The 14,365-nt window shown below is 59.9% G+C and carries 10 protein-coding genes; 6 read left to right on the top strand and 4 right to left on the bottom strand.

Features of this window, described 5'->3' with window-relative positions:
• Nucleotides 1–134: 134 nt before the first annotated feature.
• From XH93_RS22840 to XH93_RS22830, 3 genes are all read left to right on the top strand, one after another.
• The gene (locus XH93_RS22840; RefSeq protein ID WP_194469233.1) at nucleotides 135–473 is read left to right on the top strand and encodes a hypothetical protein; all 339 of its coding nucleotides are present in this window, start codon (nucleotides 135–137) and stop codon (nucleotides 471–473) included.
• The gene (locus tag XH93_RS22835; protein ID WP_194469232.1) at nucleotides 455–1,204 is read left to right on the top strand and encodes a hypothetical protein; all 750 of its coding nucleotides are present in this window, start codon (nucleotides 455–457) and stop codon (nucleotides 1,202–1,204) included. Before XH93_RS22840 ends, XH93_RS22835 begins: the two co-directional genes overlap by 19 nt.
• Nucleotides 1,205–1,390: 186 nt before the next feature.
• A complete protein-coding gene (locus XH93_RS22830) occupies nucleotides 1,391–3,208 on the top strand; it encodes an ATP-binding protein (protein WP_194469231.1) in 1,818 nt (605 codons plus the stop codon).
• Nucleotides 3,209–3,214: 6 nt separating this feature from the next.
• On the opposite strand, the gene XH93_RS22825 is transcribed toward XH93_RS22830, so the two are convergent.
• A complete protein-coding gene (locus tag XH93_RS22825) occupies nucleotides 3,215–4,996 on the bottom strand; it encodes a site-specific integrase (RefSeq protein ID WP_194469230.1) in 1,782 nt (593 codons plus the stop codon).
• A gap of 385 nt (nucleotides 4,997–5,381) precedes the next feature.
• On the opposite strand from XH93_RS22825, the gene XH93_RS22820 reads away from it, so the two are divergent.
• A complete protein-coding gene (locus tag XH93_RS22820) occupies nucleotides 5,382–5,546 on the top strand; it encodes a Flp family type IVb pilin (RefSeq protein ID WP_194475302.1) in 165 nt (54 codons plus the stop codon).
• 420 nt (nucleotides 5,547–5,966) lie between these two features.
• Here XH93_RS22820 and XH93_RS22815 read toward each other — a convergent pair whose 3' ends face one another.
• Together XH93_RS22815 and XH93_RS22810 are read right to left on the bottom strand one after the other, a co-directional pair.
• A complete protein-coding gene (locus XH93_RS22815; RefSeq protein ID WP_194469229.1) occupies nucleotides 5,967–8,210 on the bottom strand; it encodes a calcium-binding protein in 2,244 nt (747 codons plus the stop codon).
• A gap of 158 nt (nucleotides 8,211–8,368) precedes the next feature.
• On the bottom strand, nucleotides 8,369–10,408 hold the full coding sequence (locus XH93_RS22810; RefSeq protein WP_194469228.1) for a calcium-binding protein: 2,040 nt from the start codon (nucleotides 10,406–10,408) through the stop codon (nucleotides 8,369–8,371).
• A gap of 385 nt (nucleotides 10,409–10,793) precedes the next feature.
• Here XH93_RS22810 and XH93_RS22805 point away from each other — a divergent pair, with 385 nt between their 5' ends.
• Nucleotides 10,794–11,570 (top strand): cyclase family protein, encoded by a 777-nt coding sequence (locus XH93_RS22805; RefSeq protein ID WP_194469227.1) that lies wholly within the window; start codon nucleotides 10,794–10,796, stop codon nucleotides 11,568–11,570.
• 317 nt (nucleotides 11,571–11,887) lie between these two features.
• Here XH93_RS22805 and XH93_RS22800 read toward each other — a convergent pair whose 3' ends face one another.
• Nucleotides 11,888–12,172, bottom strand: a complete 285-nt coding sequence (locus tag XH93_RS22800; RefSeq protein WP_244622300.1) for a hypothetical protein — start codon at nucleotides 12,170–12,172, stop codon at nucleotides 11,888–11,890.
• 369 nt (nucleotides 12,173–12,541) lie between these two features.
• On the opposite strand from XH93_RS22800, the gene XH93_RS22795 reads away from it, so the two are divergent.
• A complete protein-coding gene (locus XH93_RS22795; RefSeq protein WP_194469226.1) occupies nucleotides 12,542–14,362 on the top strand; it encodes a carbamoyltransferase C-terminal domain-containing protein in 1,821 nt (606 codons plus the stop codon).
• Nucleotides 14,363–14,365 lie beyond the last annotated feature (3 nt).

Below are 14,365 nucleotides of genomic sequence, written 5' to 3'. Positions count from 1 at the left end.
ACCTTTCTGAACCAGATGCGCCCCAAAAGTGCATTTAATTTCTAGAAGGCTAGAGACTAAACACTCAATCGCCTTGCGGATCAGATTCAGCATGTGGCAAGCGTGAATCATTGCATCATAACCACGGGGCCAAAATGCCTGAAGAGTTCTATCCGAACGTTCTCTACACCGCCGTTGTCGATCGCATCCGCCCTGTCGCCGGCCAAGGCGACGTCGATCTGATCCGCCGCGCGATGGGGCCGCTGCTCGCCGATCGCCCAGGCCTGGCCGAGTGGCTCGCCGCCCTCGATCCGTGCCCCTGGTCCGGCGAGATGACCGACAACGAGGTGAAGGTCGCGCTGGGCGAGTTCGGCAACATCTGGCCGACCTCGATCTGGGCGCACGTGGTGCATGCCCACCATGAAGACTTGCCAACATCCACCCCGCTGAAGTTGAATGGCTCGGGGAGGTCGTCATGTCCATCATATGGCTAACCTATCAAAAGCGCATTGACGCGGACCTGGATGATGCCTTCCGCGAGGCTGGCGCGGAAACATTCTTCAGTCAGGAATACGTGCGCCGACTTGCAGAGCCAATTAAGCAGCTCGACGAGTGGCTGCTTAAGCTGTTCGTCGTGCAATTCGCGATTATCGGCTTCCTCGCTGTCGAGTTCGTGTCTACCGACGCAACCTTCAGCCTTTTCGGACTTTCACTTAAGAATGCACCAGGGCTAAAAGAGATATTGCTGGCGCTGTCAGCGACCATTGCCATCGCCATAGGAGTGATGACGGCTACACGGGATACTACCGTCAGCATCATCCAAGGGATTTTGAAGCGGACCGTCGATAAGAGGTTCGTCGAATATGAGACATTTGCAGCGCCGGCTGGCTTTCATTTCAAGCTATACCTGCCGCGCGAACATAAGCGCGGCTATTTCCCGACGCGATCAGGAAAAGTTGTGACAATTGCGATTGCGGTCCTGGGGTTCCTAATTGCGTTATCAACTATTGCGGCCTCGTTGGCAGTGCACTGGATGATCATCAAAGACATTTGGCTGCACCCGACGCTCGGAAACTGGTCGTATTTTGTCCTGTCTTACGTAGCTTCGTCATATGCACTCAATCTGTTGGTGCTGTTGAAGCGCACGCTGCCGTTTCCGTATGAGGACTCAACCATACCCAAGGCTCGATCAGTTGGTGGAGGACCATGGGGCGGTCGCCGTTAGGGCCGCTCGCGCGTCGAGAGTCAAAGGGAATCGTATCTCAATGCCGGATTGATCCCTCAAACTTGGGCGGCGAAAAGCAGCCGGCTCGACAGGCCACTTGCCCAGGCAATTCCTTCGCGCTTAGATTGTGCGGGGCATGCCGTGTTGGTCCAACTTGGCCACACCTTGGGAAAATGGGGGCTAAAGTTGAAGCTTTTGAAGTTCAAACTTGGCAACTACAAAGGGTTTAGGTCGTCCGGTTGGCTGGAGTTCTCTCCTAAATTCACGGTGGTGATAGGCAAGAACAACTCCGGCAAAACAGCGCTTCTGGAGGCATTCAATCTGCTGGGTGTGGGCTCGCATCCGCATAGATCGCCAACGACTCCACGTGGGATGCCCCTTACCCCAAATCCCGTGATTGAATTCGAGCTTACGCTGACGCGTGAAGAACTTCATCATGCGATGCTGGCTCTTGGCGATCAGTGCGAAATACCGGTGATACGCCACAACAACATCGTCGATATGCAGCAGTTCGCTCTCTCTCTATTTGCGAAACAGAACGTGGCAGTGAATATTCAGGTCGCGGGCAACGAGTTTCGCCCATTGCAATATCCGTCGCATGGCTTATTCAAATTGGCGTCGGACCAAGTTTCCATAAGGGTTACCGCCAAGCGCGAACATCCTTGGTTTTCAGTCGCGGACTCAATAGTCGCTAGCAACACCGACTCCTTACCCAAGATTGCCCAAGTAGCATATCCCGACGCATTCTATGTCTTTAAGCCCGAGCGGCTGAACATAGGGCGGGTGCGTGCATCGCAAGCGATAAAGCTTGAAACCAATGCCTCGAATTTGGCCGCAGTGCTCGGAACAATGCAAGCAAATCACGTGCGATTCGATAAGTATAACGAGCACGTGAGGGAGATATTCCCTGCCATACAACGGGTCTCGGTTTTTACCGTCGGAGAAGAGTTCGAGGTGAGGCTTTGGTCCGTGGCTCCAGAGACGGAGCGAGAGGACCTTGCTATACCCCTTCGTGAGAGCGGAACGGGTGTCGGTCAAGTCCTCGCTATTCTGTATGTCGTAATGACCGTTCCGAATGGCGTCATTGTAATTGACGAGCCAAACTCATTCCTTCACCCAGGAGCTGCCAAGAAGCTAATTCAAGTCCTAAAGAGATACGAGCAGCACCAATATGTATTGGCGACTCATTCTGCAGAATTGATCTCAACGGCTCGCCCGGACATTATTCATCTCGTCAGTTGGGCAGACGGAGAGAGCAAGATCGAAAGAATCGATGCCACGAAGCTTGACGACCTTCGGACTGTGCTGACGGAGATAGGCGTAAGTTTCTCCGACGTTTTTGGTTATGATCGAGCCGTGTGGGTTGAGGGGACGACAGAGGAGATCTGTTTTCCTATAATACTTGAGCGTTTGCTGAAGCGGCCTGCACTTGGCCTTATATTTGTTGCTGTTCGCGCTACCGGAGATTTTGAGAAGAAGCGAGACCGAAAGAAGCTGATCTGGGACATCTACGAGAGGTTGAGCGCGGGTGCCTTGCTTCTGCCGGCGGCTGTTTCATTCAGTTTCGATCGGGAAGACCGGTCCGAAGCTGATATTGAAAGGCTGCGGCTTCAATCGAAGGGCCGCGCATGCTTTATGTCCCGCCTGACTTACGAAAACTACCTACTTGACCCCGATGCTATCGCAGCTTTGGTGAATTCGTTGCCTCGTGAGGGAAGAGAGCCCGCGACCTCGACACAAGTAGCCAAATGGCTGCAGTCGAACGGCGGTAAGTTCATCTCAGGCACAAAATGGAACAACGAAATAGACGATCAACAATGGCTGCGGAAGGTTCACGCACCCAGCCTTTTGAATGCACTATTGAACGAACTCGCTGGGCCGGGTGATCCTCTGGACAAGACCTCACATTCCAAGGCGCTAACGGAATGGCTTATCGATCACAAGCCCGAGGCGCTTTCCGAACTTGCGGCGCACGTTACGGAATTGACCGATAAAACGCGATAGGAGCCGTTACGACGGCAGACCAGCAAAATGGACAGACTGGATCATCTCGACGCGCTGGCTCAGAATGCCCTGGGGCAGGATGCCATACCGGCCGGTTGTTGTTGCCTTGGTGTGGCCTAACAGCGGCCCGAACTGTTCGTCCAGATAGCCGGCGCGCCGGAATGCATCGGCGGCACCATGACGGAACGAATGGAAGTTTTGGCTCTTGTCGCTCTTGACGCCGATCCGCTTGAAGTAACCTGCGAAGAACCGCGACGGCGTGCGCGAGAAAAAGCCGCGCGTGTCCGGCTGCAGTTCGGGGAATAGCTGATGCTCGCCGCGCTTGACCATCTTCGCGTGGTAGTCGAGCAGGCCAAGCTTGATCAGTTCGCTATGGATCGGGATCACCCGTTGCGACCCGCTCGTCTTGGTCGACTTGAGCCGCGATCCCTCGCGCGTGACGTGGATGCACCACGCGCCATGAATCTGGCGAACGTCCGCCGTCAACAGTTGCGCGAGTTCGCCGAGCCGCGCGCCGGTATAGGCGGCGATCCACGGCAACCAGTAGCGCCAATCCCTAATCTCGACGTTCCCGGGCTTGTGTTCCTGGTCGTCACCGGCGCAGCGTGTCATGAGCGGGGACTCAAAGATCACGCGCAGCTGGTCGTCAGAGTAGGGGAACACCTTTTGCTTTTTCTTGTCGATCGACAGGAACATGCCCCGGATGACGTCCTGCTCAATGTATTCGTTGTTGAGCAGCCAGTCGCAGAAACCCGCGATCGCGGAGAGGTAGCGATTTGTGGTGTTCTCGCTGATCGACGGTTTGCCGACAGACTTGTTCGCCTCGATGATCTTGCGGAAGGTCATGCCCTCGAATTCTTTGATTTTGAGGGCCTTCACAGGCCATGAGGCGAGGGCGTGTTTCCAGTCGCGCACGGCCTTCCTGGTGATCGCCGACACATGCGAAGTCTCGCCGATGAATTCGAAGAACAGCCCGACGATGACACGGTTCTGTGTCCACGTATCGAGGCTCACGGAAGCTTTCTTTTCGCTCTCGAAACGGTCGTAAAGCTCCCATAGGCCTTCGCCGGCAGCGGCCTTTTGCTTTCCCATGGTCGGATCGGCCGGCGCCACTGTAGGATCGGCCGGCACGCCAGCCCAGTTCCCGGCGTCGCGCTCGGCCGCGCGCTCCAGCGCCTGAATCTCCGCGCGCTGCAGCCGCTGGCATAGCTCGCGGTATTTAGGTGATCCTTTCTCGATCAGCAGCCGGTCCCGCTGGATCACGTCATCCGCTGCCCATTCGATCAGCGCAGTTTCCCCGGTCGCCAGATGTTCGCGGAGCTTGGCCAGTTTGGCAGTGCGTCCCTCGCGGACGAAGGCCGCAACACCCTTCATGGCGATGACGTCGGCAGCGGCGCTCACCTGGACAAGCGGATCGTCCGACCACTCGACCGCGCCGCTCGCGATATCGCCGGCGAGCTTGTCCTTCGCTTCCTGCAGCATGGCGGCCGTAGGCATCGCCGCGCGCTGGCGCTGGTCGTCGGTCAGGAGGGTTTCATAGTGGCGCCAGATCGCGGCCTGCAGGTCGCCCGGCGTCGGCTCTTGGCGCTGGGATAGCGCTTCAAACTGCGCCCGATACTTCGCCAAGATCGGCAGCGCAGCAACGCGCGCCGACTTCGGATCGCGCACCCCGGTCGACTTCCAAATCTCTTTCTTGCCGACGATGGCCTGGAGCTTCTTTGGCACCGCGAGTCGCACGTAGTAGACGGCCGAACCGCCCCGCCGCTGAATGTTTGACGCTAGCGCCATTGCCCCCTCGCAACATCGAGTCGTAACAGTTGTCGGGGCTAGCGATAACCAATAAGCCTTTGTGAATCAATCGTTTATTGATTTTGTTGAGCTTTTGGTCGGGGCAGAACCAATCCAGCTGCCCCGACCAATTATCTGGCCGAGTTTGCCACGATGGCCGGGTTCGTGCCGGCCGCCGAGAGTGCAGCTTGCGCCGTGGTCGCGCCCGGCATTGCCCCCCACACGCGACGGCAACCAGCAAGTTTTCCGAAAATTCGAGTTCCGATTTAGTGAAAATGCACGGGCTGGTCATTCAGACGGCCTTAAATTCTTCCGTAGTAATACCCCGTTCAGAACCGGGATTTCATCCGTGTTCTTGAGCAGAAGATCTAAGGGCAGGGCTGTCATGAAAACCTTTATCGTTAGCTTTTTGCACGATGAATCCGGAGCTACCGCGATCGAATACGCGCTGGTTGCGACGGGCATCGCCATTGCCATCATCGCGGCCGTCAACGGTGTCGGCTCGAAGCTGAGCGGGACCTTCAATTCCATCAGCGGCTCGCTGAAGTAATCGAGGTCGCGACGCGGGCTTGGCGCAAGTGTGATTCAAGCACCGGGGGAAGCCAATGTCCCTCGGTGCTTTTTCATTCCGGCCGGGCCGACTGGACGCCCGCGCGCGGGGGCCGCGAGCGATCGGGATGCCGCGGGCCGGTGCCCGCCGACCGCACCCCAACAAACAACAGCGCCGCCTGAACGGAATATGATCGTTCAGACGACGCCGCCGAAATCACTGGGCCCTGAAATCCCCAGTGTCCATGGGTCGCGGCCGCTGTCAAAAGGTTCAAACTTGGTGAACCATTCTTTGCGCTGATTGTCGCAGGCCGGCCAGCGCTGGCCGCGGGGCCGCCGGGCGCGCGTCCGGATGATCCCAGATGCCAGGACGCCCGGCCGTTGCCCGTCGGCGAGGACGGGCAACCAGCCGCATGCCGGCTCAGAAGTGGAAATCTCCCGCATCGAGCTGGCCGATCAGGACGCCTTTGAGCAGGACGGCATCGCCGCCGGGGATGCCGACCACCACGCCGCCGGTGACGCTGGTGAGCGCCAGCGCGCTGAAGTTGAGCCCGCGTCCAGATAGGTCGATGACGTCGTGCTCCGCCGCATTGGCATTGTCGGCGTTGAAGTCGTTGATCGTGTCGAAGCCGTTGCCCGCCGTGCGATAGTTGTAGGTGTCGTTGCCTCCGGCGCCTGTAACGGTGTCGTCTCCCGTTGCGCCGGTGAATATATTGTTGAGCGTGTTGCCCGTACCTTCGTGCGAAGTGCCGCCGACGAAGGTCAGCTTTTCGACGTTGGCCGGGAGAGTATAGGAGGCCAGGAAGGTCTGCACCTCGTCGGCACCTTGAAATATCAATTCAAACACCGTGTCGGCGTTCGATTGCACGGCGTAGATGTCGTCGCCGTTCCCGCCCTGAAGGGTGTTGAGGCCGGAGCCGTCGATCAGGGTGTCGTTACCCGCGCCGCCGACCAGATAGTCATTGCCGGTGCCGCCGATGATCAGATTGTTCAGCTCATTGCCGATGCCGATGAAATCGTTGCTGCCGGTATGGGTGAGATTTTCGACATTCGACACCAGGATCAGAAACCCGAGGCCGGTCTGCACCAGGTCGGTGCCTTCATTGGCGAATTCGGTGATCGAATCCCCCACCGTCTGCACGACATAGGTGTCGTTGCCGGTGCCGCCCTGCATCGTGTTGGCCGCGCCGGCCCCGTCGATCAGCGTATCGTTGCCGTCGCCGCCGACCAGCGTGTCGGCGCCGCCGCCGCCACTCAGCGTGTTGTTGCCGCCATCGCCGATGATCGTGTCGTTGTAGTTCGAGCCAGTGATGTTCTCGATGCTGATGTAGGTATCGGTCCCGCCATAGCCGTTGAGGCCATGACCGGTCGCAAGACTCGCCGTGATGGCCGCAGGCGCCGCTGAATAGTCGGCGGTGTCGCTGCCGCCCCCACCGTTCAGGACGTTGTCGCCGCCGAGGCCGGACAGGAAATCGTTGCCGCTGCCGCCCTGGATGGTGTTGTCGAGCTCGTTGCCGATGCCGGTGAAGTTTTGGTTGCCGGAGTATTTCAGGTCCTCGAGGTTTGCACCGAGCGTGAAGCTGGCGATGGTGGTCAGCACCCTGTCGTGACCTTCGCCCGCGAATTCGATCAGATTGTCACTGGCCGCCTCGACGACGTAGGTGTCGTCGCCGGTGCCGCCCTGCAGGGCATCCGGCGAGCTGCCGCCGTCGTAGAGCGTATCGTTGCCAGCGAGCCCGATCAGATAGTCGCTGCCCACGCCGCCCTGAATCCAGTTGTCGGCGGCACTGCCGATGCCGGTGAAGCTCTGGGTGCCCAAATAGAACAGGTTCTCGACGTTGGCTGAAAGCGTATAGCTGGACGAGCTGGCGAACACGGCGTCGTTGCCCTCGCCGGACAGTTCGGTGATGGTGTCGGTGGCCTTGTTGACGAAGTAGACGTCGTCGCCGGCGCCGCCCGCCAGGGTGTTGGCGCCGCTTCCTCCCTTCAAGACATCGTTGCCGGTGCCGCCAAACGCAACGATCGGCACCGAGGCGAAAGTTGCGTCGAAAGTGTCGTTGCCGGAGCCGCCGTCGAAGGACACGTCCTGGACGCCGGTCCCCGTCAGATTGGGCAACACGAAATTATCGTTTGTCGAAAAGCTGTAGTCCGGCGGCCAGACGACGTCGCCGAACCCCGCCGGTGCGTCCGCGGTACCTCCGACAATTTGCAAATGCTCGATGGATGTGAGGACCGTTCTATTGAGGTGAGATTCTGACGTAATGTAAAAGCGTTGAGAATGAGTACCGACGACCAGCTCTTGATAAAGACTGTAGGTCTCAAAAACCACGTGGCCGTTAGCATCGATCCCGATCCGCGCCTTTTCGATGTTTTCCCTGTAGTGATCGATTTCGTATACTTCATAGAAGGGAATGTTGGCCTGGAACGTGTCGCTGCCATCGCCGCCGTTTACGGCATCTGCACCGTCGCCTGCGACGTTCGCATAGTATTTGTCTGAGGCAGCGTTGCCGGTCGCGGCATCCGCGTCATTGCCGCTCGACCAAACGAACAGGTCGTCGCCGCCGAGACCGTTGAGCGTATCATTGCCCTTCAGTCCGATGATCGTATCGTTGTCCGGGGTGCCGTTGAGGGTTTCGGGATTGTCGGTTCCTTGAATCAGAGCCATGCTAGTTCACTTCCAATGAAATTGTACCCGAGACGGGCAAGTCCAGTTCGTGGCGGGCCCGCGAGCTCGCCCGCGCTAGCGCTGATCCAGAAGTTCTTTCGCGCGTGATGCCCAGCCGTTGCCCGTCCGTGAGGACGGGCAACGATTGGTGCAGCAACTCAGAACAGGAAATCTCCCGCGTCGAGCTGGCCGATCAGGACGCCCTTGAGCAGGACGGCATCGCCGCCGGGGATGCCGACCACCACGCCGCCGGTGACGCTGGTGAGCGCGAGCGCGCCGAAGTTGAGCCCGCGCCCCGTCAGATCGATGTGGTCGTGCTCGGCCGCGTTGGCATTGTCGGCGTTGAAGTCGTTGATGGTGTCGAACCCGTTGCCCGCCGTGCGATAGTTGTAGGTGTCATTGCCTCCCGCGCCGGTGAAGGTGTCGTCGCCCGATCCGCCGGTGAACGTGTTGTTGAGCACGTTCCCCGTCCCGGTGTGCGACGACGAGCCGATGAAGGTCAGCTTTTCGACGTTCGGCGAGAGCGTGTACGAGGCGAGGAAGGTCTGGACCTCGTCGATGCCCTCGTTGGCGAATTCGAACACGGTGTCGGCGTTCGATTGCACGGCGTAGATGTCGTCGCCCGTGCCGCCCTGAAGGGTGTTGAGGCCCGCTCCGTCGATCAGGGTATCATTATCCCCGCCACCGACCAGATAGTCGTTGCCGGTGCCGCCGATCAGCACGTTCTTCAGGTTGTTGCCGACGCCGGTGAAATCGGCGCTTCCGGTGTGGGTCAGGTTTTCGACGTTCGCCGACAGGGTGAACGATCCCAGCGCCGTCTCGACCAGGTCGGTGCCTTGATTGGCGAACTCGACCACGGAATCTCCGGCCGCCTGGACGATGTAGTGGTCGTTGCCGGTGCCGCCTTGCAGCGTATTGGCGGCGCCGGTGCCGCCGATCAACGTATCGTTGCCTGCGCCGCCGATCAGGTAGTTGGCCGCGGTGTCACCGATCAGGGTGTCGAAGCCGCTGCCGCCGTCCAAGGTCTGGATGTTCACCAGAGTATCGATGCCGGCCGCACCGGTGTCCTGGGTGCCCTTGTTGCTCAGGTCGATATGAAGATCTCGCGTGTACCTGGAGTAATCGACCTCGTTGGTGCCGCCGAGACCGTTGTAATAGTCGTTCCCGTCGCTGCCGTAGAAGTGGTCGTTGCCAGATCCGGTCGTATAGGTGTCGTCACCCGTGCCGCCGAACACTCTCATGTTGTTCGTTGTGAGCTGCGCGTCGAGGTAGTTCTGATCGCCGTCGGCATAATAGGTCACGGTGCCGGTGACGCCGGTGCCGGTGAGGTCGCCGACAGTCAGGCTGTCGTTGCCGGCGCGGCCGTGGATATCGATGCTCTCGATCGAGTTGAATGTCAGGGTATTGAAATAAATGGAGTTGCTGATGTCCAGCTTGGCGACACCGGCCACGGATCTCAGGTAGAGATGGTCGCCGAGGTTGGACCCGGTGATGTCGGCGTTGTCGGTGGCGGCGCCTCCATTAAAGGTATCGTTGCCGTCGCTGACCGCACCAAAGGTGCTGTTGCCCCCCATCCATATGAAGGTGTCATTTCCGCCGAAGCCATTCAGGATATCGTCGCCTAGCCGTCCATCGAGCACACTTCCGCCCGGTGCCGTTGAGTTGAGTGTCTCGGAATTATCGGTGCCATAGATAATGGGCAGCGGGTTGAACTGCGCTTCACCGATGAAGAGCCGATATTCACCTGTGCTGGTGGCGCCGTTGCCCGACGCGGGATCAAAGGGATTCACCTGGGTGTTGTTGAACGCGGCCACCTGAAGATAGAAATTCCCGGCAGCGTTGACGTTCGTGTAGGTCAGAAAGGAGTCGTTTAAATCGCTGTCGTCATTGAAGGCGACGATGTTGCCGTTTGCATCATACAACCGCAAAAACGGATCAAGACCAGAGCCCATCCTGTATGCGTCGGCATCGACTTGGATCGTGCTGTTGGTCGGCATCGCGATGACATAATAGTCGAAGTCTCCCGAGGTCGTGCCATAGGGGCCGTCGCCGATGAAGCCGTTGACTTGAATGACCTCGCCGTCCTGGAAGCGCGTGAGCGCGTTGTTGGCGGCAAGGATCGAACCGTCGTTTTCAGATTGAGAAATTTGGGTGACTTGGCTGACCTGAGTCGAACTGGTGCCTTGAATGAACGGCATTACTTATCTCCCATAAAAAAATCGCGTGAAATGACAATCGTTAAAACATCGTTAAGATAATGTGGGGTGCTTGCAGTCGTCAACGTGGAACAGAGCGGCCAAACGGGCTCGGGGAGCCATGCACGTCATGGTTGTGGCGGCAAATTGGGATGGAGCGTCTTCCGAGATTTAGGCGCGGCCCGGCCGACATGCGACGGAGATCAACTTGGCGCGGGCTTCGTTGGAATGAGAAAAGGATCGAAAAAAGGGGGAACGCGCACGTCCCTTCTATCGTAATGCGAGTGAAAGCGGGGGTGTTCTCGATGTGCCATGATCCGGCGGGAATGGGGTAGGATGGACCGGTAAACCGACGCCACCAGCACAAGAACAATCCGCGAGGAGCACCATGGCGCGCCGACTGATCGACATCTCCGTTCCGCTGCAGAATGACGTGCCGGCCGATCCGCCCGGCAATCATCCGACCATCCAGTACATCGACCACCAGCAAGGTCTGCCGCGCATGCTGCAGTTCTTCGACGGATTGAAGGCCGAGGATCTGCCCGACGGGCAGGGCTGGGCGGTCGAGCAGGTCTCGCTCTCCACCCACAACGGCACGCATCTCGATGCGCCCTGGCATTTCCATCCGACCATGAACCGCGGCGAGCGCGCCTGGACCATCGACGAGGTGCCGCTGGAGTGGTGCTTCCAGCCGGGCGTGAAGCTCGACTTCCGCCATCTGCCTGACGGTTACGTCGCGACCGCCGCTGATGTCGAGGCCGAGCTCAAGCGCATCGGCCACACGCTGTCGCCGCTCGAGATCGTCGTGGTCAACACCAGCGCCGGCGCCAAATATGGCCGCCCCGATTACGTCAACTCGGGTTGCGGCATGGGCTACGAGGCGACGATGTATCTGCTCGAGCGCGGCGTGCGGCTCACCGGCATCGACGGCTGGAGCTGGGACGCGCCGTTCGTTTTCACCGCGAAGAAGTATGCCGAGACCCGCGACGCCAGCCTGATCTGGGAAGGCCACAAGGCCGGGCGGCACATCGGCTACTGCCACATCGAGAAGCTGCACAATCTGGAGCAGCTGCCTTCGACCGGCTTCATGGTGTCCTGCTTCCCGGTGAAGATCGAGCGGGCGTCGGCAGGGTGGACGCGGGCGGTCGCGATCCTCGATGGCTAGCCTTGGATGCCAGCTCTGGGTGACTGGGCCCGGTGCCGGTCACAGCACCATGCTGCGGGCCTTTCATAACGGTGGATTGTTGCGGCGAGGCCACAGCCTCAGGCAGCCAAATGTGATCTCATACACGCCGTAGTCGTGCGGCGGCTGGCGCGTCAGCAGCGCATGATCTGCGAAGGTCTCTCCCGCGGACTGTGAGCCCCGGCGTCGTCCGGGGCTCTTTCTTGCCCGGGCCTGCCTCGCGCCAAAAAAATCAGGTGCGCCGTCACCGACGCACCTGACCAACCCTTGCAATATGACTTGCGTGGAACGGGCGGCTGTTACCAGCGGCAAACGCGAACGCCGCGCGGGGTCCACCAGCAACGCGGACCGACCACTCCGTATCCATATCCATATCCGCCGCGATAGCCATAACCGCGATAGCCATAGCCGCGGCCGCGATAACCCCAGCCGCCGCCGCGATAACCCCAGCCGCCACGTCCGCGATAGGCTTGAGCCGGCGAGGTGGTTGCACCCACCAGAATGGCGGAGGTGCTGGCGACATAGACGAACAACAAAGCGACTGCTGCGAGGCAACGAGTCAGGATATTGTAGCGTTTAGTCATTCTGAACATCTCCAGGTCACTTCCAAACATCAGAACTGATGATGGTTGTCTCGCTTAGACGCGCCAGACCGGCATTCGGTTCGCACGCGCCAAGACAATATTTTCACGAAGGTACTTGCGAGCTTTCGCGACTCTATTGAGACGAACAGATAAGGTCAAGTTACAGTCCTGATTGTGATGGAAGATCATGGAGTTGCGTTCATCTTGCTGTTCATCGGCCGTTCATTCTGTTCATCTTGATCTATAGGTTAATCGATTTGTGCACCGCAGAAGCCGAGACGGCGGGCGGCGGCGCGTGCGGATCGAGAACTGGAAGTCGACACCATCGTAATCCCAGAGCGTTGAAAGCAGTCCCTCCGAAGAGTCCCCATGCCGAAACAACACACCTACGTGCTTGGTCTCAACACCTACGACCATGACGTCAGTGCCTGCCTGCTGCGTGACGGGGCGATCGCCTTTGCCATCGCCAAGGAGCGCATCACCCGAGAGAAGCACGCCTCCGGCTTCTACAAGGAGGTGATCGACTATTGCCTCGAGGCCGAGGGCATCACGCTCGACGACGTCGATCTCGTGGTGCGCAACAGCTACATCCTGCCGGTGCCCGACATGGAGGAGCGGCTGGCGCATCAGGACATGCCGGGCTTCCTGTCGTTCGCCGAGCGCAACGAGGCGGAGAAGCATCCGCTGTTTGGCGCCAAGTCCGACAAGGTGGTGTCGATCTCGCATCACCTCGCGCATGCCTACAGCGCGTTCGCGGTGTCGCCGTTCAAGGACGGCGTCGTGATGGTGGTCGACGGTGTCGGCAGCTATCGGGCCGACGCGATGGAGCCGTATCCGCTAGAGGAGGCCGGCAGCCCGCTCGCCCGCGAGTCCGAGAGCTACTACAGATTCGACGACGCCAAGCTCGAATGCCTGAAGAAGGTCTGGATGGAGCCGGCGCGCGGCCTGCTCTCGGACGAGTTCTACAACATGCCGGGGCTGGGCGCGCTGTACAGCCGCGTCTCGACTTATGTGTTCGGCGACTGGAACAAGTGCGGCGAGCTGATGGGGCTGGCACCCTATGGCCGCCGCGAGCAGGTCGGCCACCTGCTCGAGATGACCGACGGCAGGCTGCACGTGCCGTTCTGGGGCGAGGAGAACCGGCAGCCATACCTGCTCGACAGCGGCAGCTGGGACAAAAGCCCTGCGATGCGGCACTGGGAGGACATCGCCTGGCGGGTGCAGGACGACACCGAGAACGTGCTGCTGGCGCGGGCGCGCTGGCTGCGCGAGAGCACCGGCGCGAAAAACCTCTGCATCGCCGGCGGCGTCGCGCTCAACTGCGTCGCCAACGGGCGCATCGCACGCGAGGCCGGCTTTGACAATGTCTGGATCCAGCCCGCCGCCGGCGACGACGGCATCGCGATCGGCTGCGCCTATTACGGCTGGCTGGAAATCCTGAAACGGCAGCGGTGCTTCGTGATGGAGCACGCCTATGTCGGCCGGCCCTACAGCGACGCCGAGGTGGCTGCCGCGCTGAAGGATTTCCTGGTGCGCATCCAGGTCGAGGCCAAACGCAGCGACAACATCTGCCGCGACACCGCAAAGCTGCTCGCCGAGCAGCGCGTGATCGGCTGGTTTCAGGGACCGTCGGAGTTCGGGCCGCGCGCGCTCGGCAATCGCAGCCTGATCGCCGATCCGCGCAAGGCCGAGATGAAGGACATCCTCAACAGCCGGGTCAAGCACCGTCAGGCATTCCGCCCGTTCGCGCCGATCGTGCTGGCCGAACGCATGAAGGAGATTTTTGAAGGCGAGGAGGACTCGCCGTTCATGCTGATCGCCAAGCCGGTGCGCTCCGAATGGCGCGACCGGATTCCGGCGATCGTCCATGTCGACGGCTCGGCGCGGGTGCAGAGCGTGCGCGAGGACACCAACCCGATGCTCTACCGCCTGCTCAAGGAGTTCGAGGCGCTGACCGGCGTGCCGGTGCTGATCAACACCTCGTTCAACGTCAAGGGCGAGCCGATCATCGAGACGCCGCAGGACGCGGTGAGCTGCTTCCTCACCACCGGCATCGACACCCTCGTGATGCACGACACGCTGGTGACGAAGACACGGATGCACAAGGTGGTCGCGCCGGTCATGACCACCTTCGGCGACGTCGCGACCATCGTCGCCTCGACCACGCAGAACGGCAGCCGGGGCGGCTAATCC

Origin of the sequence: Bradyrhizobium sp. CCBAU 51753 (assembly GCF_015291565.1) — a bacterium.
Classification (GTDB): domain Bacteria; phylum Pseudomonadota; class Alphaproteobacteria; order Rhizobiales; family Xanthobacteraceae; genus Bradyrhizobium; species Bradyrhizobium ivorense.
This window is presented reverse-complemented; position numbering and strand designations above follow the sequence as displayed.